The sequence below is a fragment of the Parolsenella sp. LCP21S3_E11 genome (genome assembly GCF_052118165.1).
Lineage (GTDB): Bacteria > Actinomycetota > Coriobacteriia > Coriobacteriales > Atopobiaceae > Parolsenella.
Genome location: NZ_JBQKHS010000005.1, coordinates 103,399 through 128,146 on the forward strand (window position 1 = coordinate 103,399; position 24,748 = coordinate 128,146).

Here is a 24,748-nt window from a genome sequence, read left to right on the forward strand (position 1 = left end):
CGCCGAAACTAAGCCGGCGGCGCCGGACCATCGAGGCCCTGGCGCCGCCAATTGTACACGCAAAACGTCAGCCGAGGGTAAGGGGCAACTACCTTGCCCAAAAAAGCTGCGGCCAGGCACACCCGTGAGCGACTCGCTCCCAAGCGGGCACGCCCGCAAGCGGCTCGTTCCCGGTCAGGCACGCCCGCAGGCGGCTCCGCTCGCAAGCCGTCGCATCCGCCCGGCACGCGCCCAAGCCGCCCGAGCACCGACAGCTCTTAGTCCTCGCCTGAGCCGTCTCCGCTTGCCGCCGCGGTGGTGGCGGCAGCCGTCGCATTGTCGTCATCGCCCTTGATCTCCGTGGGCCAGACGCAGCCCTCCGGCATCGTCGCGTTACCGGACGCGATGTCCTCGGGAATGGAGCTGTCGCTCTTCATGAGCTCCGTCACAGTAACGAACTCATATCCCTCCCCCTGGAGGGTCTCGATGATGGTCGGGAGCGCCTCAACATCCTGGTCGCGGTTGCCGCCGCCATCATGCATGAGGATGATGCTTCCCGAGGTAATGCCCTTGAGGGAGTTCTGGACGATCGCATCCGCGCCGGGACGCTTCCAGTCAAGCGAGTCCTGGTTCCACAGCACGCTCACACTGGCGAGACCACCCGAGTTGAGCCAGGCATTCTCGTTGAAGTCGCCATAAGGCGGACGGAACGCCGTGGTATCGGTACCGGCGTTGTCCTTAATATCCTGGAAGGCGCTTGAGAACTCGTTCTGCAACGCCGAGGCATCGAGCTTGGTGAGTTGTGCGTGCTGGTAGGTGTGACTCTGGATCTCGCTGCCCTGGTCGATGACCTTCTTGGCGATATCCGGATACGCCTCGATGTTCTGGCCAAGGTTATAGAACGTGGCGTGAATGTTGTACTTGTCAAGAATGTCGAGGTAGGCCTCGGTGTATTTCTCCGCAGGACCATCGTCGAAGGTGAGGGCGACGAGCTTCTTGCCGTCATCGGGCACAATCTGGTGCACGGTGATGATGGCGTTCTGGGTCTCCTCGAGAGTGTCGCCGCGAGCCGTCTCACCCGAGCGCTTACCGGTACGCATCTCGTACGAACCGGGCTTCGGCCACTGGGAGATATAGGTGATGTTGCCCCAAGCGTCACCGCCCATCTCGAGCTGTGGGTTCTCCTGCATCACCTCGACGTCGTAGTCCTCCATGCGGTCCCCGCCGTCGGTGATCTCAAGCTCGTCGCCGCCGGTCACGCGATACGCCTTGGCGTCTTCGGAAGAGAGTTCGTTGCCCCCGAGGGACGCCGTGAACGCATAGCCGGCGCCGTCCTCCAGGTTCTTGCCAGAGACCGAGACGAGGTTGCCCGCCTTGGGCGAGAGCTCGGCGGCAGAGATGACCTGCTCGCACGTGCTGTTCACGCGGACGCTAAAGTCCTCGCCGTTGAGCTTGATGTCGACCTTGCGATTCGACCACAAAAGGATGCCGGTGATCGCAAAGATGGCAACGCAGGCAATGCCGATGATCGCAGGGCGGGCACCGGCGAAGTCAACGCGACGTCCGCCACCGGCGGGCATACCACCGCGGCCATGGGCGCTATGGGCGCTAAACGCGCTGGTAGTAAGCCTGGGCATCCCGATCTTGGGTGCGCCGCCGCGGCCGTTCGCGGACCGGCGGCCCGCCTGGCCACGGCCACGCGAGCTCGAGTGCCCGCCTGCCGGCGTGGAATAACGGTTGCCAGCGCCCTGACGCGCATACGATCCAGACGCGCGGCGACGATCCCCTCCACCCAGCTGCGGGGCATCCTGATAGCGACCAGGCTGACGAGACGCCGCAGGCCGCCCGTCTCGAGACGCAACCCGCCTAGGAGAAGAGTCGCCCGTACGCGAAGAAGCAGCGCCTGCCGAACGCCCTCCAGCACGGCGGTCGCGGGCATACGCATCTCCACGAGGGGCGCGCGGATCGCTGGCGTAGCCACGAGAGCCGGCGCCAGCCCCGTAGCTCCCCGTCCTGCCATAGGCATCAGGGGAAGACCTCTGGCTGCGGTAGTCACCGGCAGGGCGCTGTCCATGGTAGCCTTCACCACCGGCGCGCTGATACGAGTCATAACCACCGGCGCGCGAGTCGCGAGCGCGACGACGGTCGTCGCCGCGGCGCTGGTCGCCGTAGGGATTCTGGTCATAGGACATGTCGTTTCCGTTCGTTCGGGAATGCGGGCACGCCGTTACTTGCTCGCGTCCTTGAACTCGCGCAGAAAGCCGGAAAACATGCCCTTGGTCTTGCCAAGCTGCTCCCCAACGACGCGAGCAGCCTTCGCACCATTATCGGACGTGGCCTTGGCTTGCGCTACCCTATTTCCGGCGGCCGCCGAAGCGTCTCCTGTAGCCGTGTTCGCCGCAGCCTTGCCGGTCTGTGCCGAGCCGTTCGCACCGGAAGCCTCCTGGAAGTCCTCCACCGCATGTTGAACGCCAACCTTGGCCTTGCCAATCACCCTGCCAAGCCCATGGCTTCCCTTGTCGACGGCGACCGAAGCGGCGGCTCCGGCCTTGGAAGCAGCCTGCTTCGCACCCTCCTTGGCGGCCGCATATCCCTCGCCCGCCTTACCGGCGAGGCCACCGGAAAGCTCGATTTTCGCAGCCTGATCCTTCACGATCATGCGCCCGCGGTCATAGCGGACGACCCACGCCGCCGGGATGTCAAAGGTACCCACGAGCGAAGAGGCCGTGGAGCCTTCCTGGGCGCAGAAGCAATCGACCTCGCCCGTCTCCACATCGACGCTGGCATCCATGACATAACCGAGGAACTTTCCGGACTCGCAGTAGACGTCCGCACCACCCCAGATGATGCAATGGTCGAGGTCGAGGCTCAGGCGCTTGCAGGCGTCCTTGTCGAAATCACCCTTCTCGCCACGGCAGATGACACCCGCGTCAACGAACTTGAGCGCATCAAGCGGAATGAAGCGGTCATCCTGCTTGACCATGCCCGCGATGTCCGGGCGCTTGAGCATCACGCCGACAACGACGCGGCTATCCGCGGAGAAGACGAGGTTGTGCACCTTGCCGATCTTTTTGGGATCAGCCGGCTGATCGTTCTTCTTCTGCTTCTTGGTCTGCTTTCCGCGCACGTAGACGCGTGAGCCCACGAGCTTGGCCATCATCTGCTTTGCCATCAATACCCCCGGCTATCTATGGGCGCGCCTGAGCCCAAGCACGCGACGGGGCGCCCGCGGTTGACCGCCGGCGCCCCGTGTCTTCTTACTTCTATGACCGAGACCTACTCCTCGGTGCCCTCAGCATCCTCGGCGGCATCCTCGACGCGGACGTCCGCGGCCTCGGCGGCAGGAGCCTGAGGAACGGCGGCACCAACCTTCTCGGCGACGTCAGAGACGGCGGCGGTCACGTTGTCAGCAGCGACGGCGACGTTGTCAGAGATGGTGTTGCGGAGCTGATCCATGCGCTCGCGGGCAAGATCGATCTTGGCACGGAGCTCGTCAGTCGTGGCGTCAACGGACGGACGAATGTTGTTCAGGCGATCGGCGACGGCGTCGCTGCCCTTCTCGTAAGCGTCAGCGGCAGCATCCCACGCGTCATTCATGGCATCCGCAGCCATGGCGCGGCTCTCAGCTCCGGAGCGCGGAGCCAGCATCATGCCGGCAGCGGCACCCACCGCAACACCAAAGACGCTGCCAAGGACAAATCCAACTGCACCCTTGCTCATTGTTGCCTCCTTAGGCGCTCCGCATACGCGGACGCACGGCTATTCGGTCGTTGTAGGCGATTATACCCACGCAGGCGGTTATGCTTCCTCGTTCTCGGTAGACGCGGTATCAGCACAATCGCCCTCTTGATCGGCAACGCCCTCGGGCTCAGCGGTCTCCTTGGCGGCAGCATCCTCCGCGGCCTCGCGGCTGGCAATCTCCTCAGCGTGCTCCACGAGCTCACGAATGCCGGAGACGATGGCCTCAACGTCAGGCTTGGGGTCAACCGCGCCCGCATAGGCCCACTGCAAGATCCACGCCGCACTCGAAAGAGCGGAGGCAACGAGGACGTCATCCGGGCAGGAAAGCTGCACGTCATAGGTGCGAGGCTCGCCCGTGACCTCCCAGGTGCGGCCGCACGAGATGTCGCCGGCGAGGCCGGTGCGGGCGATGAGCTCGATGGTTACGTGCTCAAGCAGGTGGGCGACCTCGGTGGCGCCCATGGCCTCCTTGAAGGTCTCTCCCGCGTCACCAAGGCACGCGTGATTGATAATCTCCGGCAGGAGGTTATAGACGTGGGTGGTGCCGATCAGGTCCTCGTCCGTGGTGAGCGGGCCACCGTTGGCGATGCGCACGCGAGCCGTGAAGTGCTGCGGCGAAACCGCAACGCGCTTGATTTCGATGAGCTGAGCCATGCTTTGGTTCCCTCCGTTGTCGCGCCCCTGCGGCGCGCCCATGCTGCAATGGTAGCCGATAAAAAGACATCCGCCCGACGGCGTCAGGCGGATGGCACGGATTAATGACTCTTATGTGGCTCGGCGGGCAGAAAGAGTCCCGGCGTCATCTCCCCTACAGGAAACGATAGCTGACGGTGCGAACGCCCCAGTTATCCGTGGAGGTTGCGCCAAAAGCGCGCCAAACGCCACCTGCGAGGTCAAGATCGCGGCCGAGGGGAGCGAAGCCGCCCGTGTCGGTGACCTTGGCGGTGACGGTCACACCGTTGTAATAGATCTCGACCGTGCGGCCGAGAAGATCGGAGCGGCTGGAGGGGACGGCGACGGTCATGCTGTCCTCGGTAAGCTTGGTACCGGAGGCCGTGGCGTCATAGCCATCGTTGCAGGCGAGCGTGTATGCAGAAGCGGTGCCCTGCTGCCAGCCTTCGTCGCGGGTGACGACGACGTTGTCACCGTCCATGGCGACACCGGCGGAGACAGAACCGGCCTCAGAAGGGCCAATGGTCTTGACCACATAGCCGGTACGAGTGGAAGAGCTGGTGAGATCAGTGGTGGCGGGGGTCTCCGCCTCAGCGAACTTGCCCGAGGCATCGCTGGAGAGCTGCGCCGTCGAGGACAGGTCGCCGACTCCGATAGCCGCCACGTCATCAGTGCCAATCGCCGCGCGAGCGGGACCAACGTGAGTGACGGCAAAGACGACGGCCACCATGATTGCGACGCCCAACGTCACCGTGAGCGGCACAACCCTAAAGCGCCTCGTCTTATTCACGCGTTTTGCCAAGCGCGTCCTCCGCCTCGGGGGAGCTCGAAAGAACAGCATCCCTGCGTATGATCGAGGCGTGGTCGTGTTTGGTGTTCAATACCCCGACGCTGCAGCATCCGGCTGCAAGCTTTGATGCCCACATGCGACATCAGGAGGGTATTTTATCCTAAATATGCAAGGTGCCGCCCGCCCGCTGGCGAACGGCACCCGTTTTATGAAGCGTTAATGAAGAATCCCCGTAAATTCGCAGGTCACGGGCTTATGCGTTTGCTTGCCGATTCTATGCATCCGCGAACGGCTAGTCCTCCTCCGCGTCTACCTCATCGTCCTCGGCGGGAGCATCCGGCGCGGTCACGCGGAGAAGCGCGATGCGACGGCCGCGAAGGGACTGGACGCGGAAGGTATAGCCGTCGACGGTAAAGACCTCACCGGGGCTAGGCACGGAGTCCGCGAGGTCGAGCACGAAGCCGGCGACGGTCTCGAACTCGTCCGAGTCAGGGATGGGCCAGCCCAGGTCGCGCGCGTCATCGATCGAAAAGCGACCGTCAACCAGCCACTCTCGCTCGGAGAGGCGCGTGAGGTACTTGTTGTCCGGGTCGAACTCGTCCTCGATCTCGCCCACGACCTCCTCGACGATGTCCTCGATCGTGATGACGCCGGCAGTTCCGCCGTACTCGTCCACGACGATGGCCATCTGGTCATGGCTGCTCTGCATCTCCGAGAGAAGCGGGATGATGTCCTTCGTGTCCGGTACGAAGATCGGAGCGCGGACGTAGGCGCCCACGGCGCGGTCTGCCTCGTCCTTGTCGACGATGGGCGCGAGAAGATCCTTGATGTGGGCGATGCCCACAATGCGGTCGACGTCCTCGTGGTAGACGGGGATGCGGGAATAGCCGGTGCGGCGCATAAGCCTGAGGACGTCAGACAGGGTCTCGGTGTCCTCGACGGCAGTGAGGTCAACGCGCGGAACCATGACCTCGCGGGCGATGGTGTCGCCAAGGTCAAAGATCTCATGGATCATCGACTTCTCTTTGTCAGAGAGATCGTCGGCGTCGGTCACCATATAGCGAATCTCCTCTTCGGAGACATCCTGGCGATCGTCGGCGGACTTGATGCCCAAGATCTTGGAGAGGCCGTCCGAGGATTTGGCCGTGAGCCACACGAGGGGTGCGACCACCTTGGAGAACGTGCGCAGGAAGGGCGCGACGCTCTTCGAAACCTCCTCCGCATTAGCGAGCGCGATGCGCTTGGGAACGAGCTCGCCCATCACGACGGAGACATAGGAGACGATCACCGTGATGACGATCGGCGCGATGGCCTTCGTGGGGGCAGCGGGCGCGCCGAGGGAGATGAGCCACGACGCCAACGGATCAGACAGCGTGGTGGAGGCGACCATCGCGGAGAAGAACCCCACGAGCGTGATAGCGACCTGGATCGCCGCGAGGAACTGGCTGGAATCGCCCGAAAGCTCGAGCGCCACCTTCGCCTTACGGTCCCCCTCGTCAGCGTCATGCTCCAACACGGCACGCTTCGCGGCGACGAGCGCCGCCTCTGACATAGAGAAATAACCGTTCGCAAGCGTGAGAAGCAACGTGAGGATGATGCTGAGTGCTACGCCCATGATCCCACCTCCCCCAAGCTGGAGGTTTGGCAGGAAAGGGAGCTGCTACTGTGGCAGTCTCCGGTATCACTCTTGGCGTTCATGGGCTCCTCGCTCTTAATTCGCCGGACGCCTCCGGCAGGTGCCGGGTCCGTCCCGGCACTTATACCAGCAACGGCCGGCACAGTCCTTTTAGTATACCCAGCTTGAGCGCTTATGTTTGACCCATGGCCAATCCCTGACAAAAGGCGAGGCCGCGACCCCCGCTACAGCGGACAATGTGCAGCCAGCGCATCGCATCTGCTAACAAAAGGCGAGGCCGCAACCCCCCGTTACGACCCCGCCTTACATAGTGCCCCCTGGAAGCTAGGGACTACCTACCAGCGTTGCGGCGGTTCTGCCACTCCTCCGCGAGCTTTGCCTGGACGTCATACGGAACCTGCTCGTAGCCATCGATCTCGAGCGTGAACTCGCCCGTGCCGCGGGAGAGCGAGCGCAGACGCGTGGCATAATCGACGACCTCCGCATACGGGACGCGAGCCTGGATGACAGTGGTGCCACGCTCGCCGGCCTCCATGCCCTCGACGCGACCGCGAGATGCCGAGACGTCACCCATGATGGAGCCCGCGTAGTCCTCCGGAACGGTCACCATGAGCTTGGCCATGGGCTCGAGCACGACGGGCTCCGCCTGCTCCGCGGCCTTCAGGAAGCCGAGACGGGCGGCGGACTTGAAGGCCATCTCGTTCGAGTCAACGGAGTGATAGCTGCCGTCATAGCAAGCTACGCGCACGTCGATCATCGGGTAGCCGGCGACGACACCCTCGCGCATGGTCTCCTGGACGCCCTTGTCGACCGCGGGGATGAGGCCCTTGGGAATGCGGCCGCCGACGACCTCGTCAACGAACTCGTAGCCCGCGCCCGGATTGGGCTCGAGGCGCAGCCAGCAATCACCGTACTGGCCGGCGCCACCAGTCTGCTTCTTGTGGCGACCCTGGGCGCTCGCGGTGCGACGGATGGTCTCGCGATAGGGCACGCGCATCGGCACGATGTGGGCCGTGACGCCCGCGCGGGCGGCCATGCGATCGAGCAGGACGGAGACCTGGGCCTCTCCGATGGCGGAGATGACGGTCTGGCCGGTGTCCTCGTTGCGGGAGACGGACATCGTCGGGTCTGCGTCGCAGCTCTTCTCGAGGAAGCTGTAGAGCTTATCCTCCGTGCCGCGCTTGTCCGGCTCGATGGCGACCTGGTAGAGGGAGTTGGGGAAGCGGAAGGCCGCAGCCTCGACCTTGCCCGTGACGGATAGGGTGTCACCGGCCATGGCGGCAATCTTCGGCACGACGACGATGTCGCCGGCGGCAGCGGACGGAACCTCGGACATGTCGCGGCCAACCATACGATAGATGTGGGCCAGACGCTCGGGCTTGCGGGTGCGGGCGCAGATGAGCTCGAGGCCCGGCTTGACCGTGCCGGCGAGCACCTTCGCCAGGGCGAGGCGGCCGTTCTGTGGGTCATTCAGGACCTTGAACACGAAGGCGACCGGGCGATCATCGCCCTCGTCGATGTCGAGGTAGTCACCGTTCACCAGAGGCACGGAGCCGAAGTCGCTCGCGCTCGGGAAGTAGGTCGCGATGTCATCCATCAGGCTCGTGACGCCTTCCTCGGCGGTGCAGGAGCCGGCGAAGACGGGCACGAAGATGCGCTCCGCAATGGCCTTGGCGAGCAGGCCCTCAAGCTCCTCCTGGGTAAGCTGACCGTCACCCTCGAGGTACTTGAGCATGAGCTCGTCATCCGCCTCGACGACAAGCTCGCACAGGTGGGCGCGAGCCTCCTCGGCGGCGTCCGCGTACTCCGCGGGGATGTCGCACTCGGCGGGCTTGCCCGCGTCATCAAGGTGACGAGCCTTCATGCGGATGACGTCGATGATGCCCTTGAAGTCCTCACCGATGCCCCACGGCAGCGTGACGGCGCCAAGGCGCTGGCCAAAGCGCTCCTGGAGCGCGGCAAGCGTGGCGTCGTACTTGGCCTCGGAGCGGTCGATGCGGTTGACGAAGACGGCGCGCGCGAGGGAGAGATCCTCGGCGGCATACCACAGACGGGTGGTAACGGCACCCGGGTCTCCGGCGGCGTCGACGACGAAGATGGCCGTCTCGACGGCGGACATGGCGGCGTACGCGTCACCGATGAAGTCCGGATAGCAGGGGGCGTCAATGACGTTCAGGCGCGCGCCACCCCAAGAGACGGGCGCCATGGCGAGCTTGATCGAGAAGGAGCGTTTCTCTTCCTCTGGATCGTAGTCGAGCGTGGGCTTGGTGCCCTTGTGGCCACCCAGGCGGCTAGTGACGCCTGAAAGGTGAAGCATGGCCTCCGCGAGCATGGTCTTGCCCACGCCACCTTGGCCCACGAGGGCAACATTCCTGATCTTCTCGCTCATGATGACTCCCTCCGTTGAGGTCCACGTGGCCCAACGGAGAGGGAAAATCGCCGCACGCGACCCACCCAGACCGTTGGCTAGATGGGCGTCGGGGTGCCCATACGCACGCCACGGCATTCGTTGGATTTACCGTACCCAAACATCTGGACAAAAAAGCCCCACCCGCCAGCGTGTCTGGCGAGCGGGGCATGAAGCGTGGCGAATGGCACAGAGCCTGGCATCTCTCGAGGGAGCGCTCCCCCGTGAGGAGGGCCTACTCCTTATGGACCGTCGGATGGGTCAACCTCACCTCGATGCGGCAGCCGAGGGCATTGGCAACAGACTCGAGTGTGGCGATGGTTGCGTTACCATTGCCCTGCTCGAGCCGGCTCAGGCTGGACTGGTGGATACCGCAGATCTTCGCGACCTCGCCCTGCGTGAGGTTGGCTTCAGCGCGCGCCTCGGCGAAGGTTCGCCCAACCCTGTACATCAGTTCATCATCTTTGTAACGTTTTTGGCTCATCGGTACTCACCAACCTTTCGTTGGTGCTGAGGACCGGCTTGCTTCGGGGAGCGCGAGGCCTTTGGCCAGCGACGCTCCCCCCCCCCCGCACTTTTTTGAATGAGCCTTCAAACCACACTAACAAGCAGGCCCTTCGCTTGTGGACCCACTCGCTACTCTTACGATATTTTACGCAGCGTAGCAGCGGTTGCGGACATTTATAAAAGGTGTCCATGTGCCGGCCAAATGTTCAATCCAACTCGGAGTCCACCTTCACGACGCGCTCGCCTCGCTCGTGAGTTCGTACTCGTTCTCGAGCTGTCCTCCGTTGCGCAGATACCGCGCCCGAACCGAAACGAGGTCCTTGCTCTCAAGGGAGTGGATGGAGTTCCTGACGGTCCCCTCGCTACACGAGAAGTCGCGAGCCAGCCCGTTGATGCTCAGGACATGCGTCCCGTCACCGTCCGCGATTCGCTTGAGAATCGCCAGCTCACGCTCATTGAGGCGCACACCCGCGGCGGCACTCACCTTGGCTCTCTTTGTCATCTCGCTTCCATCCAATCTCTGGTCGTCAAAAGGGGCCGTCGCCCGCATACCCAGGCGACGGCCCACAAGTTCTCTAGTGCTCGCGACGGCGCAGCGCGATGCCCGCGCCAAGTGCGGCGAGAGAGCCACTCGCGAGAAGGGCCGGGAGTGCCACGGACGTCGTGTCGCCAGTCTGGGGCAGCTTCTTGTCAGGCGTCTTGTTGCCCGCGTCCGGAGTCGTCTGAGCCGCGGGGTTCTTGGTCCACCTGCCGTAGAGCGTCATGGAACCAGTAAGCTCGTCGCCGTCATTCCACTTGGCGGTGCAGGCCTCGTCGGTGTACCAGCCGTCGAAGGTGTAGCCATCGACCGGCTGCTGGGCCTTGGCGGTATAAGCGCCAAGTTCGAGGCCGGTATCGGCGCCGGGGACCTTGGCACCTTCGGGAACGTCGCCAACAAACTTGTAGTCAACGTTCACGAGGCCATGGGCCGCCTTGAGGGCAATGGCACCCTTGATCGTGCCGGGCTGGGTGAGCACAACGTGCTTGGTCTCGCCATGCGCAGACCAACGCGAAGTCGCAGCGTCGTCATACCAGCCATCGATCGCATGGTTGCAATCGCCAAGCACCCAGTCGGCGCCCGTCGAGTCAAAGTAGATGGAGCCCTTGCTGCAGATGTCGTCGCCAGACTTGCCGGCGTGGTTGTTGTAGATGCGGGCATCGGAGGGAAGAGTAAGCACGCCGGTGACGTAGTTGAAGACACCGCCACCGTTACCCGGATCGTGGTTACCCATGATGGTGAGCTTGGAGTCCTCGTCGAACGTGAAGGTGCCCTTGTTCTCGAGGCCGTTGCGCTGGTTGTCGCAGACCTCGACCACCGCACCCGCGGCGACGTGGCCATTGGCGGTAGACGACATCGCACGGAGGCCGCCGCCACCCTTTTGAGCGTTATGGTTTACCTTCAGGGACGACGTACCGTCGACGCCCAGGCTGCCGGTGAAATAGACGCCCGAGTACCCGTTGTCGTTGCAGGTGACCGTGGAGGAGCCGGCGATGGTAACGTTGCGGGCGGACATGCCATGGCCACCATTGCCGCTCACGTCCGCGACGGAGCCGTTGCGAACGATGTAGTCCGCGCCGTTCGAGCCGTTACCGCGGTTGTTAGAATTCGTGAGCCTGGAGTCATCGACCGTGACCTGGATCGACGCGGTGATACCCGCTCCGTTGCCCGAGACCTCCAGCTTGGATCCGTCCAGGACGTTGATCTCCGTCGTATAGGGCGTCGTCTTCGCGTCGCCGGCGGCGAAGCCGTTGGTCTTGAATCCCTTCACGGACATACTTGAGTTGTTGAGCGTCAGTCTAGCGCCGTCGTGGAAATAAACGCCGGTGTTCAAGTTGCCCGCCGGCGAAAGGGTAACGGTGGAGTTGTTGAAGACGAGGTCGCAGCCGTAGTTGAGGATGACAGCAGCCCAAGCCGCCTGGTTGCCAGACGCCAGGGCAGTGCCCTCCACGGGAGCCATGTTGAGGGTGACGTCGTTGAAGGTGAGCGACGCGGGCTTGCCGCCCTTGAGGGCATACACGCCGCGCTTGTTGGCGGTGATGACGTGGCCATTACCGTTGACCGTGAGGGCGATGCCATTGATGCCGAAGCCCTTCTCAGTCACGACATCATCGAGGAGATCGATGGTGTCGCCGTCGTTGGCGTCAGCAACGGCATCGTCGAAAGACGCGTAGGTCTTATCGCCAATCTTGGCGACAGGGTTGGAGACCGGCGTCTCCGCACCTGCGGTGGGCTGATCATCAGCGGCGCCCTCTGCTGCAAGCGTGACAGGCGCAGCAGCGGCGACGACATCCGTGTCGGCCTCAGGCTCATCGGCAGCCTGGGCGGCAGGATCCTGCTGCGTGGTCGCCTCGAGCGTAGTCGCAGGTGCCTCATCGGCCACGGCGACGGAAGGCGCAAGCACACCGAGAGAGGCTGCAAGACCAGCCGCGATCACGGCTGCGGCTACGCGACCGCATCCCGCAGCGAGGTGCGATTTGTTCATCTTCATTTAAGGCTCCTCTCACCCATTAGGTGGCGGATTCCTACGTCGCGCTACTCATGCTCATGCGTTATGAGAAAGAAAGAAGGGCATCCCCTCAGTCAAAATTAGGTAAATCCGCGCGTAACCAGGCAAAATATCGCTTATATGCATATTTAGGGAGTGATAGCCCGGGTACCCGCTTTTTCCTGCCGCATGAGCGCATGCTCACAATGCGTGACATGTCTATTTATCGATTGCTAAGCATCGGGTGTTACGGTCTCGCGACATCGTGAACAAGCGCTACGCACCCGCGACCCGATACCAAATTGCGACTATTCGACGCCAAATCGTGCGTCTTTAGGACACCAGATTCTGGTTCGATATTTAACGGATAGCGAAGGTGAGCAGCCAAATTATCATGGGAGAAGTAGACGGCCATCTCAGCTCATTCTCACCTGCGGTTTTGCGGCGAAAAACTGGGGGTCTACTCACGCCGAGCCCGATTGGCTGCTCACTTTCGCTATCCCTCAATTTATGAGGCCCAACTCAGGCGCAAAATGAGAGCCCGGCAGGCGAAATGCCTACCGGGCTCGTGGTTCAAACGCTATTTGCGAGCTTCGAGGTTACTTCCTCTTGCGGCTCACGGTCACGCCAGCAGCAATGCAGACAACGGCGGCGACGGCAAACACGATGGGGAGCGTCGCGTTGTTGGTGTCACCCGTCTGGGGAAGCTGCTTCGCGGGCTGCTCGGGCTCGCTGGGCTTAGTGGCGGGAGCGGTGTAGCTGTTGGTGAAGGTCGGGTTATTGCCCTCGACGGTAGCCTCGAGCTGACCCTCGCCTTTGTCGGCAACCGTAATCTTGACCGTGTGCTCGGCGGTGTCGTAGGTCATGCCCTCGACGTCACCGGCGACCTCACGCATGGTGAAGGTGTAGGTACCAGCCTGCTTCAGGGTGAGTTCGCGGAAGGCGACGTTACCCTCGGCGTCGTTGGTGGCTCGATCCATGACGTCACCGTTGTTGAGGAGCTCGAAGGTGAACTGGCCATCAGAGAGATCGGCGCCCTCGAGGACCTTCGTGGCCGTGAGGTTCACGGTTGCGGGAGCGGCGGCGTAGGTGTTGTTGAACACGATCGCGCTCGCGCCCTCGGTGCTCGCGACAAGCTGGCCCTCGCCATGGTCCTCGACGTTCACGGTAACCGTGTAGGCCTCCGGGTCGTAGGAAACGCCAGCAGCGTTGCCCTTGGCCTCGCGGATGGTGTAGACGTGCGTACCAGGCTTGGTGTAGTTCTGGGCGCCAAAGACCACGGTGCCGTCAGCCTTGTTTTTAGCGGTGGCAACAACCTGGTCACCCTCGACGAGCTCGAAGGTGAACTCGTCCTCCTGGAGGTCGCGGCCCTCGAGCTGCTTCGTGACGGAAACGTTCTGAGACACGCTGAAGTCGACAGCGGCAGCGGAGTAGGTGTTCACGAAGTTGAGGTCACCCTCGGTCTTGGCGGTGAGGTTACCCTCGCCGTCATCGGTCACGGTGATCTTGACGGTGTGAGCGCCGTCGTTGTCGACGCCGGGCTTGGAGCCGCTCTCGGTAACGGTGTACTCGAACGTCTTGCTCATCTCGTCGCCAAGGCCAGCCTTGGTGAAGGTGATATCGCCGAAGTGGAAGTGGCCGTCGGCGTCGTTGGAGACGGTCTTCTCGGTCGCAACGGCGGGCATGGGGGCACCCTCGGTAACGGGGGCGAGGGTGAACCAGTAGTCATCACCATTGAGCGCCGGGGCGGTGAGGCCGTCGGTGGCGGTGACGATGGTCTTGGTGCCGGTCAGGGAAACCGTAGCGTCCTTCGCGCCGTACTCGTTGACGAACTCGAGGCCGTCCTCGGGAAGCTTGACGTTCGCCTTGAGAGCGCCCTGCTCGTAGGTCACGTCGATCTCGACGGTCTTGGGAGACGTCTTGGCGCTGACGCCAGCATCAGCAGGAATCCTGCTGGTGTCCTCTGCCACCTCGTAGAGATAGGTGCCCGTCTTGGTGAAAGTGATGTCGCCAAAGTGGAAGTTGCCAGCGGCGTCGTTGGAGACGACCGTCTCGGTCGCGTTGGCGGGCATGGGAGCACCCTCGGTCTTGGCGGTGAGGGTGAACCAGAACTCGCCGTCGCTCAGAGCGCGGCCGTGGAGCGTCTTGTGGCCGGCGAGGTTCACGGCACCGTCAACAGTGACGGACGCAGGAGCGGCAAGCGTAATCGTCGGAACCTTGAAGCTGGCCGTCTTGAGATCGGAGTCGATGCTGCCCTGACCAGTCTGCGTCTGGACGGTCTTGTACTCGACGTAGCTCGCAGCGTCCACGTTCGTCTCGAAGGTCTTAGACTTGCCAGCCGCAGCGACCTCAGCCTTGGCCACGTCGCTGGGACGGATGGTGAACGTCACGGAGTAGGTGACACCCTTCTCGAGCGTACCGAGTTTAGAAAGATCCCAGCTGAGGTTGCCGCCGTTGATGGTAATGGCAGTAGCGGAAGGAGCGTCGTCCCACGCCGCGTCGTTCTTGGCATAGCGGACGTTCTCGATGGAGCCGTCCGCGGCCGTGCCCTCGACATACCGCGTGAGCTGGTCGACGATCTTGACGTCCTTGTAGCCAGCAGTCTTGGTGATAACCTGGCCGATCTGCGAGAACGCATTCGCGAGGTTGTCAGCCGTGGTGCCGTCGAGGAAAGTGCCGTTCGTATCGGTCGCGAAGGACTGCATCTTATCGGCATCCTTGGCGACGCTCACGACGAACAGGTTGGCGCCGCTGCGGCGGTTGGCCTCAGCCTTGGCGGCGGCGTAGCAGCGGCCGTCGTCCGTATCGGAGTTTCCGAAACCGTAGAGATTATCGTTTTCCTTGTGGTCGACCTGGGGATAGTACTTCCAGCCGAAGAAGCCTCCCTCGTCCGTTCTGAACAAGCCTCCCTCGTCCGTTTCCGTATAGCCCATGGGGCTCACGCGGTACGTCGGGTTGCCGTCGGAGAGGAACACGATGTGCTTCTCGGCACCCTCGCGGCCACTCGTCTGGGCGTTCGCGAGCTTGAGGCCGCCCTCCCAGTTCGTGCCCTGGTTCCCCTCAGCAGCCGTCGGGACAGCGTTGGCGACGACGCTCGGATCGCTCGTGAAGCCCGTGGCAACCTGGGCGTTCGTGCCAAACGTCACGACAGAGACCTGAATCTGCTTGTTGGCGTTCTCGCCGGTGAGTAGGCTGTTCGCAAGGGTGGCAGCGGCATCGTGCGCGGCCTTCATACGGCTCTTGCCGCGCCAACCGCTCACCGTGTCGTTCATGCTCGAAGACACGTCCACGACGAACACGACGTCAACCGGCTTGGCGGACGAGGACTGCTCGGTGTCGCCGGTCACGGACAGCGTGAGGTCATACGTGCCGTCCCCGTTGTCCGTGATGGTCTTGCTGTGGGCGGGCGCCCTATCAACCACGCTGCCGGCGTTCTCCGCCAGCGCCGCGGTGGGCGTCGCGATCCCAAGCGCGAGCATGACCGTAGCGGCTGCCGCAAACAGACAGCGACGCCACGAGCGGCTCGCGTGGCCGTTCGATTTCATACAAGCTCCTCTCCCCAGCGCTTGCGCGCCGATCGCGCGGAGCTGTCAAACTACATTTACGGTGGCCCCGAAGGGCGTCAAATAGACAGCTCCGGTTTAAGTTTGCTAAAAGAAGCTATCTACCTGCGGAAATATAGCTTATATGCATATTTGGGGACAGAATGCCGCCTACAGTCATGCGCGGTGCGGATGATGGGCCACACGCAACGGCATGACACGCGCGTCACACGGTCCACGCCAACGCCGAGCCTCGATGCAAGACATAGCGGTGCCACCACGCCTCGCGTAAGGCCCGCGCCAACGCCGAGACCAGACACAAAAGAAAAGCCCGGCAGACGCAAGCCTGCCGGGCAAAACGCAACTCTTTAGTTATCGCAAGACAAGCGCGAGCACCATGGCTCCGCGCCAGGCGCGCGCCTAACTACACGCGGGCCTCGTCGTTCCACCAGCTTCCGAGCTGGGCGATGTTGCCGCGGATGTGCTCGCAGCTCGCGTGGAAGGCGGCCTGCTCGCGCTCGTCGAGCGGCAGCTCGAAGGTCTCCTCGACGCCATTCGCGCCCACGACGCACGGGATGGACGAGAAGATGCCCTCCTCGCCGTGCTCGCCGGTGAGCAGCGTCGAGCAGCAGGTCACGTAGTGCTCGTTGCCGAGGACGGCCTGGACGAGACGGACCGCGGCGTTGGCAACGGCGTACTCGGTGCACTGCTTGCCGGCGTAGGTGACGTAGCCACCGTGACGGGCCTCGGCCTCGCACTCGGCCTGGTCAAAGCCGAAGCGCTCGGGCTGCTCGGCAGCGAGGTCCGCGAGCGTCTTGCAGCCGAAGCTCACGCAGGACATGGCGGCGAACTGGGAGGCGCCGTGCTCGCCCAGCATATAGGCGTTGATGGAGTGCTGATCGAGACCGACGCGCTTGGAGATGGCGTTGCGCAGGCGACCGGAGTCCAGGGCGGTGCCGGAGCCGACGATGCGCTTGGGGTCACAGCCGGAAAGGCGCCAGATCTCAGTGCAGATGACGTCGCAGGGGTTGGAGATGGAGACCCAGACGCCCTCGAAGCCGGCATCGGCGACGCGGGCGATGAAGGTGCGAGCAATCTCGGAGGTGATGAAGAGCTCGCCGTCGCGGTCCTTGGCGGCGGCGGAGACGTCACCGGCGGCGTTCACGATGACGTCGCAGCCGGCGAGCTTCTCGTACTCGGCGCCACAGGCGACGATCTTGCAGTTGTGGGGGTAGAACGAAAGGGCGTCCGTGAAGTCCTGGACCTCGCTCGTCAGCTTCTGCTCGTTGATGTCGCAGAGATAGAGCTCGTCCGCAAGACCCTGCATGAGAAGGGAGTTCGCGACGTGCGCGCCCACGTGACCCTGACCGATGACGCCGACCTTGCGGATGTATGCCATGTCGTATCCTTTCGTAAGGGGCGCCCCCGCGCCCGAGTGTGAGTAGCTACGCTAACACTCTCGTTTTACCGGTATGTAACCAATTCGCCATTAAGGCGTTTTGCAGGATGAGGAGACGCATGGGGTTCAAGACGTACACCTGCCCGATCGCCAAGAGTTGCGGCGGATGCGAGTGGCTGGCAGTGCCCTACCCCATCCAGCTCAAGCGCAAGCGCGAGGCCATCGCCACGCTCTTCTCGGACATCCTCCCGGCGGACATCATCGATGGCCTCGAGGTCTACGGCATGGACGCGGACGGCAACGAGCCCGTTCGCTATCGTCACAAGGCGGCGACGCCCTTCGCCCCCGGCCCGCATGGACGTGTGCGCTCGGGCTTCTACGCGCGTGGCACGCACCGCATCGTCCCGTGCGCCAAATGCCTGGTCGAGGCCCCGCACGCACGTGAGGCTCTGAACGCCGTCGCGCGCGCGGCGGAGGACATGCGCATCCCCGCCTATGACGAGGACCGCGGGCGCGGGCTCCTCCGCCATGCCGTGGTGCGCATGGGCTACGCGACCGACGAGTGCCTGCTCACCGTCGTCACCAACGGCAAGGGCATCGCACATGAGAGGGAGTTCGTACAGCGCGTCCGCGCAAGGACACCCTTCGTCACGGCGATGGCGCAGAACGTCAACCAGCGACGCACGAACGCGATTCTCGGCCACGAGTCCCGCCCGCTCTTTGGCAGCGGAAAGATGGTCGATGAGCTGCTAGGCTGCGAGTTCGAGATTGGCCCCACGTCGTTCTACCAGACGAACCCCGCCCAGACCGAGGTCCTCTACTCCCTCGCCATCGAGGGCGCCGGGCTTGAGAGCGGCATGCGCGTGCTCGACGCCTACTGCGGCATCGGCACCATCGGCATGTGTGCGGCCCGCCAGGTCGAGGGCCTCGAGGTCGTGGGCGTGGAGCAGGTGGACGGCGCCGTTGGAGACGCGCGTAAGAACGTCCGCCGCAACAACCTCGAGGACCGCTGCCGCTTTGTCTGCGCAGACGCAACCGCCTACATGAAGGATGTCGCCCGCGGCGACCGCGCGGGCTTCGACGTCGTCCTCATGGACCCGCCCCGCGCGGGTTCGACTCCCACGTTCATCAACGGCGTCCTGGGGCTCGCCCCCGAACGCGTCGTCTACGTGAGCTGCAACCCCGTGACCCAGCGCCGTGACCTCGAGCAGTTCCTCGCCGGCGGCTATAAGGTGGCGCGGCTCGACGTGGTGGACATGTTTCCGCACACCAAGCACGCGGAGACGGTCGCGGTGCTCAGGCGCAGGTAGGGGGCGAACCCAGCAGGCGACCGCCAAGGCGCGGGGTTCCCGCGACGAAAGCTTAGGCTCGCCCATGCGCCAAACGCAGCGTTAAACAGAAGGTCCCGGCCACCCTCGAGCGAGGATTGGCCGGGACCTTATCAAACCAAGGGCAGCGTGACTGCGGCGAAGAGGACTCTATAAAGGCGGCGTGACCTCAGCGAGGAGGACCCTACGCCGGATCAATCGCCACGGTGTTGTTCTCGCGCACGCGGACGCGGCCGTCCGCGAGCCAGCCGATGACCTCGGGATAGAGCTCGTGCTCGATCTCGTGGATGTGGGCCTCGAGGGTGTCGACGTCCCAGCCCTCCTCAACCGCCAGCGCGCGCTGAGCGATGATCGGGCCCTTGTCGTACTCCTCGTTGGCGAAGTGCACGGTGACGCCCGTGACCTTCACGCCGCGGTCGAACGCGTCCTGGATAGCGTGCGCGCCACGGAAGCTCGGCAGGAGTGCCGGGTGCAGGTTCACGACGCGGTTGGGGAAGGCGTCGAGCAGCGACGCATGGACCATGCGCATGTAGCCGGCCATGATGATGTACTCGCAGCCACGCGCACGGAACATCCTGGCGATGAACTCGTCGGGATCGTCGTTCTCCTTGTAGAACTCCTTGGAGAGCGTGAAGGCTTCGACGCCCGCCGCCTCGGCGCGCTTGAGGCCGTAGGCGTCGGGACGGCTCGATATCACGAGCTCGACGCTCGCGCTGAGGCTGCCGTCATTGATGCGGTCGATGATGGCCTGCAGGTTCGTGCCGCTACCGGAGATGAGGACACCGATCTTGAGGGGCTCGCTCATGCTACCCCCTACTCGGCGTCGTCGCGGTAGAGGACCTCGCCGGAACCGGCGACGCACTCGCCCATGAGGAACGGGTAGAGGCCCTCGGCCTTGAGGGCGGCCGTCACGGCATCGACGTCCTCGGGGGCGCAGATGATGCTCATGCCAACGCCCATGTTGAAGGTCTTGTAGGCCTCGTCGAGAGAGAGGCCGGCAAGGCGGCTCACGTAGCCGATGATGGGCGGAATGCTCCAGGCGGGGCCAGCCTCGCCGCCGCGATAGACCAGTGCGTCGACGTCCGCGGGAAGCGCACGGTTGAGGTTCTCGGTGATGCCGCCGCCGGTGATGTGCGCCATGGCGTGGATGGGGGCACCGGCGCGGAGGGCGCGGATGAGCTGGCCGGCATAGATGGTGGTCGGGCGCATGACGGCGTCAGCGACGGACTCGCCGAGCTCCTCGTTATAGGCCTCGAGCTCCTCGACGGTCTTGCCCTCGATGGCAACCTTGCGGACAAGGGAGTAGCCGTTGGAGTGGATGCCGGAGCTGGCGAGGCCAAGGATGACGTCGCCGGCCTTGACCTTCTCGGGACCGATCATCTTCGGTCGGTCGACAACGCCCACGACGAAACCGGCGAGGTCATAGTCGTCCGGGTTCATGACGCCGGGGTGCTCGGCCATCTCGCCGCCAACGAGGGCGCAGCCACTCTTCTTGCAGCCGTTGGCGATGCCCTTAACGATCTCGGCGACGTGCTCGGCGCGGAGCTTGCCGATGGCGACGTAGTCAAGGAAGAACAGCGGCTCGGCACCGATGGGCACGACGTCATCGACGCACATCGCGACAAGGTCCTCGCCCACGGTGTCGTGACGATCGAGCAGCTGGGCGATGGCGAGCTTGGTGCCCACGCCATCGGTGCCGGAGACCATCACGGGGTCTTCCATATCCTTGAACGCAGCTGCGGAGAAGCAGCCGCCAAAGCCGCCGAGGCCACCGATGACCTCAGGACGGTTGGTCTCCTTCACGGCCGCCTTGATGGCGTCGACCGCGCGAGCGCCCTCAGCGGTGGAGACGCCGGCGTCCTCGTACGTCACGTGCTTTTCGTTGCTCATGTCTGTCCTTTCGCGGGCCTGGGACCCTCGAGCCTTCGATCGCACACCCGGCATCTTGCCGGGAGAGCGGCTTATCTACAGTTCCTTCTTGACGACGTCCTGGATATCCATCTGCGAGGCCTCGCTCGCACGGCTGAGGTTGCGCGGCTTATAGCCCTCGAGGAACTTGCCCTTCGAGAAGCTCGCGGGGATCTCGACGGGATAGCAGCCAGTGAAGCACGCCTCGCAGTAGCCGGAACAACCCTCGCCGCAGCCCTCGCACCCCGCGAGAGACGGGACGCAGGCGCGCAGGCCGTCGACGGAAAGGAAGCCAAGGGAGTCCGCGCCGATGAACTCGCAGATCTCATCGACGTCCTTGCGGGCGGAGATGAGCTGGTCCTGCGTGTCCGTGTCGATGCCGTAGAAGCACGGCCAGATGACCTCGGGCGAGTTGATGCGCATGTGGACCTCGGCGGCGCCGGCGTCCTTCAGCATGCGGACAATCTGCTTGGAGGTGGTGCCGCGCACGATCGAGTCATCGATGACGACGAGGCGCTTGCCGGCGACGTTGTCCGCAAGGGCGTTGAGCTTGAGGCGGACGCCCATCTCGCGCAGCTCCTGCGTGGGCTGGATGAAGGTGCGGGCGACGTAGCGATTCTTGATGAGGCCCTCGCCAAAGGGAAGGCCGAGCTCGTGGGCGAAGCCCTCCGCGGGCGGCAGGCCGGAATCAGGCACGCCAATGACGAGGTCCGCGTCGACCGGGCACTCGCGGGCAAGCTGGATGCCCATCTGATAGCGCATCGAGTAGACGCTCTTGCCGTGGAAGCGCGTGTCAGGGCGCGCAAAGTAGACGTGCTCGAAGATGCACTCCGCGCGAGGCTCGGGGTCGAGCACCTGCTCGCAGGAGATGCCGTCGTCGGAGATGCGGATGATCTCACCGGGACGAACGTCGCGGACGTACTCTGCACCCACGATGTCGAGGGCGCAGGTCTCGCTGGCGACGCACCAACCTTGCTCGTTAGGGAGCTTGCCGAGGCAAAGCGGACGGATGCCGCGGGGGTCACGGAAGGCATAGAGGGCGTTCTCGCGGACGAGCGCCATGGCGTAACCGCCCTCCATCATGGCCATCGCATGAGCGATACCACTACGGAGCTTGTGCTTCTTCTCCGTGAAGAAGCCGATGAGACGCGCGGCGACCTCGGAGTCGGTCTGAGTGCGGAAGGGAACGCCCATGTTGATGAGCTCGACGCGAAGTTGGTCGAAGTTCACGAGCGTACCGTTGTGGGCAAGCGCGATGATGACCTCGTTGATGGCGGAAAGGTGCGGCTGAGCACTCTCCCAGCCCTTCGAGCCCGCGGTGCCGTAACGGACGTGGCCCACGGCGACCTTGCCGGAAAGGGCGGAGAGGTCGGAGTCCGTGAAGACCTGCGTGACGAGGCCGAGGTCCTTGCGCACGAACACGCTCTTGCCGTCGCCAACGGCGATGCCCGCGCTCTCCTGGCCGCGGTGCTGCAGGGCGTGGAGCGCAAAGTAGGTCATGCGCGCGACGTCGCGGCCGGGGGCCCAGATACCGAAGATGCCGCACTCGTCATGGAGGGAGTCATCCCCCATGGTCGCCTCGAGACCAGCCGGCTTGTCACCGGAGTCGACGCCGACCACGTGGGTCGCCTCGCAGACGTCGATCATGGAGCAGTCAGACATTCGTTACCTTCCGCTTCGCTAGCTTTCGCTGTTCTGGTTGGGGTGGATCTCACTCTTGAGGGCGCACACGAGCAGGCCGCGCCCATTGCCTTTGCCAAAGTTGTTCTCGTAGTCACACGTGCAGAGCGTAAGCACCTTCGTGACCGAATTCACCGCCGAGTCGGCGTCCGTCGCGCTCGCGCTCGCACGGGCGAGGAGGCCCTTGAGGTAGGTGTGGAAGTCATCGTCAGACGCAAAGGCGATGGAGCGTGCCTCGGCCTCGGTTGCCGCGGCCTTGTAGAAGAGCAGGGGCTCGAGCTCGTAGGCGGCGTCAGGCGTGACGTACCAAATGGACGAGAAAGAATTCAGGCCGTCCTGGTTCGCAAACTCGTCGATATCCGCGAACATCGACCCGTCGTTCAGGTGATGCCCGTAGATGATGGTCTGGCGGTCAACGAGACCGGGGCGGGCGTTGTCGCAGTCCATGAAGATCTGGCCTCCGACGGAATACTCGCCAGACGCCGTCGTGCGGAGGTACTCGTTGTTGGTGTCGCCTTGGTAGACGGGGTAATCGACATGCGTGCCCGGGATGTACAGCCAGCCCGTGATGTCGTCGTTCACGGCTCGCAGGCCATCCCAGTCGACACTCACCGGGCAGCCATTGTCGGCCGGATCATCGGAGACGGTCGCATATGCGGCGAGCTTCTCGTTGTTGGCGGCGTTCGCGGCGTACTCCGCCTGGGCACGCGCGTAGAGCACGCCGGCGGTAACGAGAAGAGCCACGCCCACGATGAGCAGCACCGTGGAGAGCACGTTTCGACCCTTGCGCTTTGGTTGCCTCTGCTGCCGGGGAGCTGCCGCGCGACGTGAGGGCGACATCCTAGGACCAGCCGGGAGCGGCTGGACTGCGCCATGACGACGAGTCTGCATGGGCTGCGCGTCAGTCTTGAAGTGCTTTCCCCTCGATGCGTCTCTAGACACGAAGACTACCGCCTAGGCCTCTGCCATGGCACGCTTGAACTCGACCATCTTCTCGCGCCACTCGGGCATGGTGGCGCCGAGGATCTGCGTGGCGTAGATGGCGGCGTTCTTCGCGCCGTTGATGGCGACGCAGGCGACGGGGACGCCGGAGGGCATCTGCACCATCGAGAGAAGGGAGTCCATGCCGCCGAGGTCGCTCGTCTTCATGGGGACGCCGATGATGGGCAGCGGCGTGAAGGCGGCAACGACGCCACCCAGGTGCGCGGCCTTGCCGGCGGCGGCGATGATGACCTTGATTCCGCGGTCCGCGGCGCTCGAGGCCCACTCGTGGACCTTGTCGGGCGTACGGTGGGCGCTCGCGATCACGAGCTCATAGGGGACGCCAAGCTCTTCAAGCTGCTTGGTGCATGCCTCCATCACCGGCATGTCAGACTTCGATCCCATGATGATTCCAACAAGTGGCTGCACTGCCATGTGTCGCTCCTCTGGTTGGTTGTATGTGATGCGGGCTTGCCGCAAATTACTAGTATAACCACGATAAGCCCGATAGCGGACAAGCAGCGTGAAGGGCTATCCTGTGATGGCATTATTTAATTTGAGATTTGCGGCGCGTCGCCCAATCTCGCACGCGACCTACCTGGAGAGTCCATGACCTGCGCCCGCGACCTTGTCCTCTATGAACGTCGAGGTCCCGTCCTCCCCCGCGTCGCCGCCGTCCATGACTTGTGCGGTTACGGCAAGTGTTCCCTCGGCATCGCCATACCAGTGCTCTCTTGCGCGGGCATCGACGTGTGTGCCGTTCCCACCTCGCTCCTCTCGGCACACACGAAGTTCGCGGACTTCTACATGCATGACACCACGCCCTTGCTTGGCGCCTATCTCGACGCCTGGGCAAAGGAGGGCATCGAGCTCGACGGCATCTACTCCGGATTCCTCGGATCGGCGGAGCAGGTCTCCTACGTCCGCAGGCTCTGGCGCGAGCAGCCGGACGCGCTCCGCATCGTCGACCCCGTCATGGGAGACGGAGGTAAGAAGTACCGCACCTACACGGACGAGATGTGCGAGGCCACGCGAGCGCTCGTCGCCGGCGCGGACCTGCTCACGCCCAACCTCACGGAGGCATCCATCCTGACGGGCCTTCCCTACGAGGGCCAAAACGTCGACGAGGACTTCGTGGCCCGCATGGCGTCCTCCCTGCTCGAGATGGGCGCGAAGTGCGTCGTCATCAAGGGTATCGTGCGCGAGGGCGAGAGCGTCATCAGGAACTACGTCGCCTGCGATGCTGATGACACTCCCGTCGAGGTGACCGGTGAGCTCCTCCCCTACATGATCCACGGCACGGGAGACCTCTTCGCGAGCGCCCTCACGGCGGCGGTCTTCGCCGGCAAGCCCGTGGTCGAGGCCGTGCGATTCGCCGGCACGCTCGTCAGGGACGCCATGCGCATCACCCCGGCGCAGCCGGATTACGAGCTGCGCGGCGTCAGCTTCGAGTCTGTCCTCGGCGAGGTCACCGCGCTGCTCGATTAACGCCGGGGAACACCCGCAATGATACGTGGCCGGCGACCCGAGCGCGCCCACCGCGCACGCGCTCGGGTCGCGCGCCAAACTCAAGCGTCACACGCCCGCGCGCGAGGCGTCCCGGCTAACAAACAAGGCCGCCAGCGGATCATCCCGCTGGCGGCCTTCTCGTGT

Annotated in this window: 19 protein-coding genes; 2 read left to right on the forward strand and 17 right to left on the reverse strand. The window is 63.9% G+C overall.

Annotated features, from left to right (window positions below; translation table 11 throughout):
- Positions 1-257: 257 nt before the first annotated feature.
- The 12 genes from ACTQ1Z_RS06175 to ACTQ1Z_RS06230 form a co-directional block, all read right to left on the reverse strand.
- On the reverse strand, positions 258-2,171 hold the full coding sequence (locus ACTQ1Z_RS06175; protein ID WP_441859606.1) for a polysaccharide deacetylase family protein: 1,914 nt from the start codon (positions 2,169-2,171) through the stop codon (positions 258-260).
- A 35-nt stretch (positions 2,172-2,206) separates the two neighbouring features.
- Positions 2,207-3,151: a PRC-barrel domain containing protein gene (locus ACTQ1Z_RS06180; RefSeq protein ID WP_441859608.1), complete on the reverse strand. Its 945-nt coding sequence runs from the start codon at positions 3,149-3,151 to the stop codon at positions 2,207-2,209.
- Positions 3,152-3,255: 104 nt separating this feature from the next.
- On the reverse strand, positions 3,256-3,699 hold the full coding sequence (locus ACTQ1Z_RS06185) for a YtxH domain-containing protein (RefSeq protein WP_441859610.1): 444 nt from the start codon (positions 3,697-3,699) through the stop codon (positions 3,256-3,258).
- A gap of 78 nt (positions 3,700-3,777) precedes the next feature.
- Positions 3,778-4,374 carry a cyanophycin synthetase family protein gene (locus tag ACTQ1Z_RS06190; RefSeq protein ID WP_320679321.1) on the reverse strand — a complete coding sequence of 199 codons (597 nt, stop codon included), beginning with the start codon at positions 4,372-4,374 and terminating at the stop codon, positions 3,778-3,780.
- Positions 4,375-4,528: 154 nt separating this feature from the next.
- Positions 4,529-5,194, reverse strand: coding sequence for an RlpA-like double-psi beta-barrel domain-containing protein (locus tag ACTQ1Z_RS06195; RefSeq protein ID WP_441859612.1), 666 nt, complete (start codon positions 5,192-5,194; stop codon positions 4,529-4,531).
- A gap of 280 nt (positions 5,195-5,474) precedes the next feature.
- Positions 5,475-6,797 (reverse strand): hemolysin family protein, encoded by a 1,323-nt coding sequence (locus ACTQ1Z_RS06200; protein WP_320679319.1) that lies wholly within the window; start codon positions 6,795-6,797, stop codon positions 5,475-5,477.
- Positions 6,798-7,149: 352 nt separating this feature from the next.
- The gene (locus ACTQ1Z_RS06205; RefSeq protein ID WP_441859614.1) at positions 7,150-9,207 is read right to left on the reverse strand and encodes an elongation factor G; all 2,058 of its coding nucleotides are present in this window, start codon (positions 9,205-9,207) and stop codon (positions 7,150-7,152) included.
- A gap of 253 nt (positions 9,208-9,460) precedes the next feature.
- Positions 9,461-9,676, reverse strand: a complete 216-nt coding sequence (locus tag ACTQ1Z_RS06210; RefSeq protein ID WP_293814827.1) for a helix-turn-helix domain-containing protein — start codon at positions 9,674-9,676, stop codon at positions 9,461-9,463.
- Positions 9,677-9,961: 285 nt separating this feature from the next.
- A complete protein-coding gene (locus ACTQ1Z_RS06215; protein WP_441859616.1) occupies positions 9,962-10,234 on the reverse strand; it encodes a hypothetical protein in 273 nt (90 codons plus the stop codon).
- A gap of 73 nt (positions 10,235-10,307) precedes the next feature.
- The gene (locus ACTQ1Z_RS06220; RefSeq protein WP_441859618.1) at positions 10,308-12,260 is read right to left on the reverse strand and encodes an InlB B-repeat-containing protein; all 1,953 of its coding nucleotides are present in this window, start codon (positions 12,258-12,260) and stop codon (positions 10,308-10,310) included.
- A 596-nt stretch (positions 12,261-12,856) separates the two neighbouring features.
- Positions 12,857-15,802, reverse strand: a complete 2,946-nt coding sequence (locus ACTQ1Z_RS06225; RefSeq protein WP_441859620.1) for a Spy0128 family protein — start codon at positions 15,800-15,802, stop codon at positions 12,857-12,859.
- Positions 15,803-16,223: 421 nt separating this feature from the next.
- Entirely contained in the window at positions 16,224-17,198 is a 975-nt protein-coding gene (locus ACTQ1Z_RS06230) for an L-lactate dehydrogenase (RefSeq protein ID WP_441859622.1), read from the reverse strand.
- 38 nt (positions 17,199-17,236) lie between these two features.
- On the opposite strand from ACTQ1Z_RS06230, the gene rlmD reads away from it, so the two are divergent.
- A complete protein-coding gene (gene rlmD, locus ACTQ1Z_RS06235) occupies positions 17,237-18,508 on the forward strand; it encodes a 23S rRNA (uracil(1939)-C(5))-methyltransferase RlmD (RefSeq protein WP_441859624.1) in 1,272 nt (423 codons plus the stop codon).
- Positions 18,509-18,710: 202 nt separating this feature from the next.
- Here rlmD and purN read toward each other — a convergent pair whose 3' ends face one another.
- From purN to purE, 5 genes are all read right to left on the reverse strand, one after another.
- Complete coding sequence (gene purN / locus ACTQ1Z_RS06240; RefSeq protein ID WP_441859626.1) at positions 18,711-19,331, reverse strand: phosphoribosylglycinamide formyltransferase; 621 nt, start codon at positions 19,329-19,331, stop codon at positions 18,711-18,713.
- A gap of 8 nt (positions 19,332-19,339) precedes the next feature.
- Positions 19,340-20,416: a phosphoribosylformylglycinamidine cyclo-ligase gene (gene purM, locus ACTQ1Z_RS06245; RefSeq protein ID WP_441859628.1), complete on the reverse strand. Its 1,077-nt coding sequence runs from the start codon at positions 20,414-20,416 to the stop codon at positions 19,340-19,342.
- A gap of 75 nt (positions 20,417-20,491) precedes the next feature.
- Positions 20,492-22,006: an amidophosphoribosyltransferase gene (gene purF, locus ACTQ1Z_RS06250; protein ID WP_441859658.1), complete on the reverse strand. Its 1,515-nt coding sequence runs from the start codon at positions 22,004-22,006 to the stop codon at positions 20,492-20,494.
- 108 nt (positions 22,007-22,114) lie between these two features.
- A complete protein-coding gene (gene srtB / locus ACTQ1Z_RS06255; RefSeq protein WP_441859630.1) occupies positions 22,115-22,888 on the reverse strand; it encodes a class B sortase in 774 nt (257 codons plus the stop codon).
- A gap of 180 nt (positions 22,889-23,068) precedes the next feature.
- Positions 23,069-23,530 carry a 5-(carboxyamino)imidazole ribonucleotide mutase gene (gene purE, locus ACTQ1Z_RS06260; protein ID WP_320679973.1) on the reverse strand — a complete coding sequence of 154 codons (462 nt, stop codon included), beginning with the start codon at positions 23,528-23,530 and terminating at the stop codon, positions 23,069-23,071.
- A gap of 174 nt (positions 23,531-23,704) precedes the next feature.
- Here purE and ACTQ1Z_RS06265 point away from each other — a divergent pair, with 174 nt between their 5' ends.
- The gene (locus ACTQ1Z_RS06265) at positions 23,705-24,583 is read left to right on the forward strand and encodes a PfkB family carbohydrate kinase (RefSeq protein WP_441859632.1); all 879 of its coding nucleotides are present in this window, start codon (positions 23,705-23,707) and stop codon (positions 24,581-24,583) included.
- Positions 24,584-24,748: the final 165 nt, after the last annotated feature.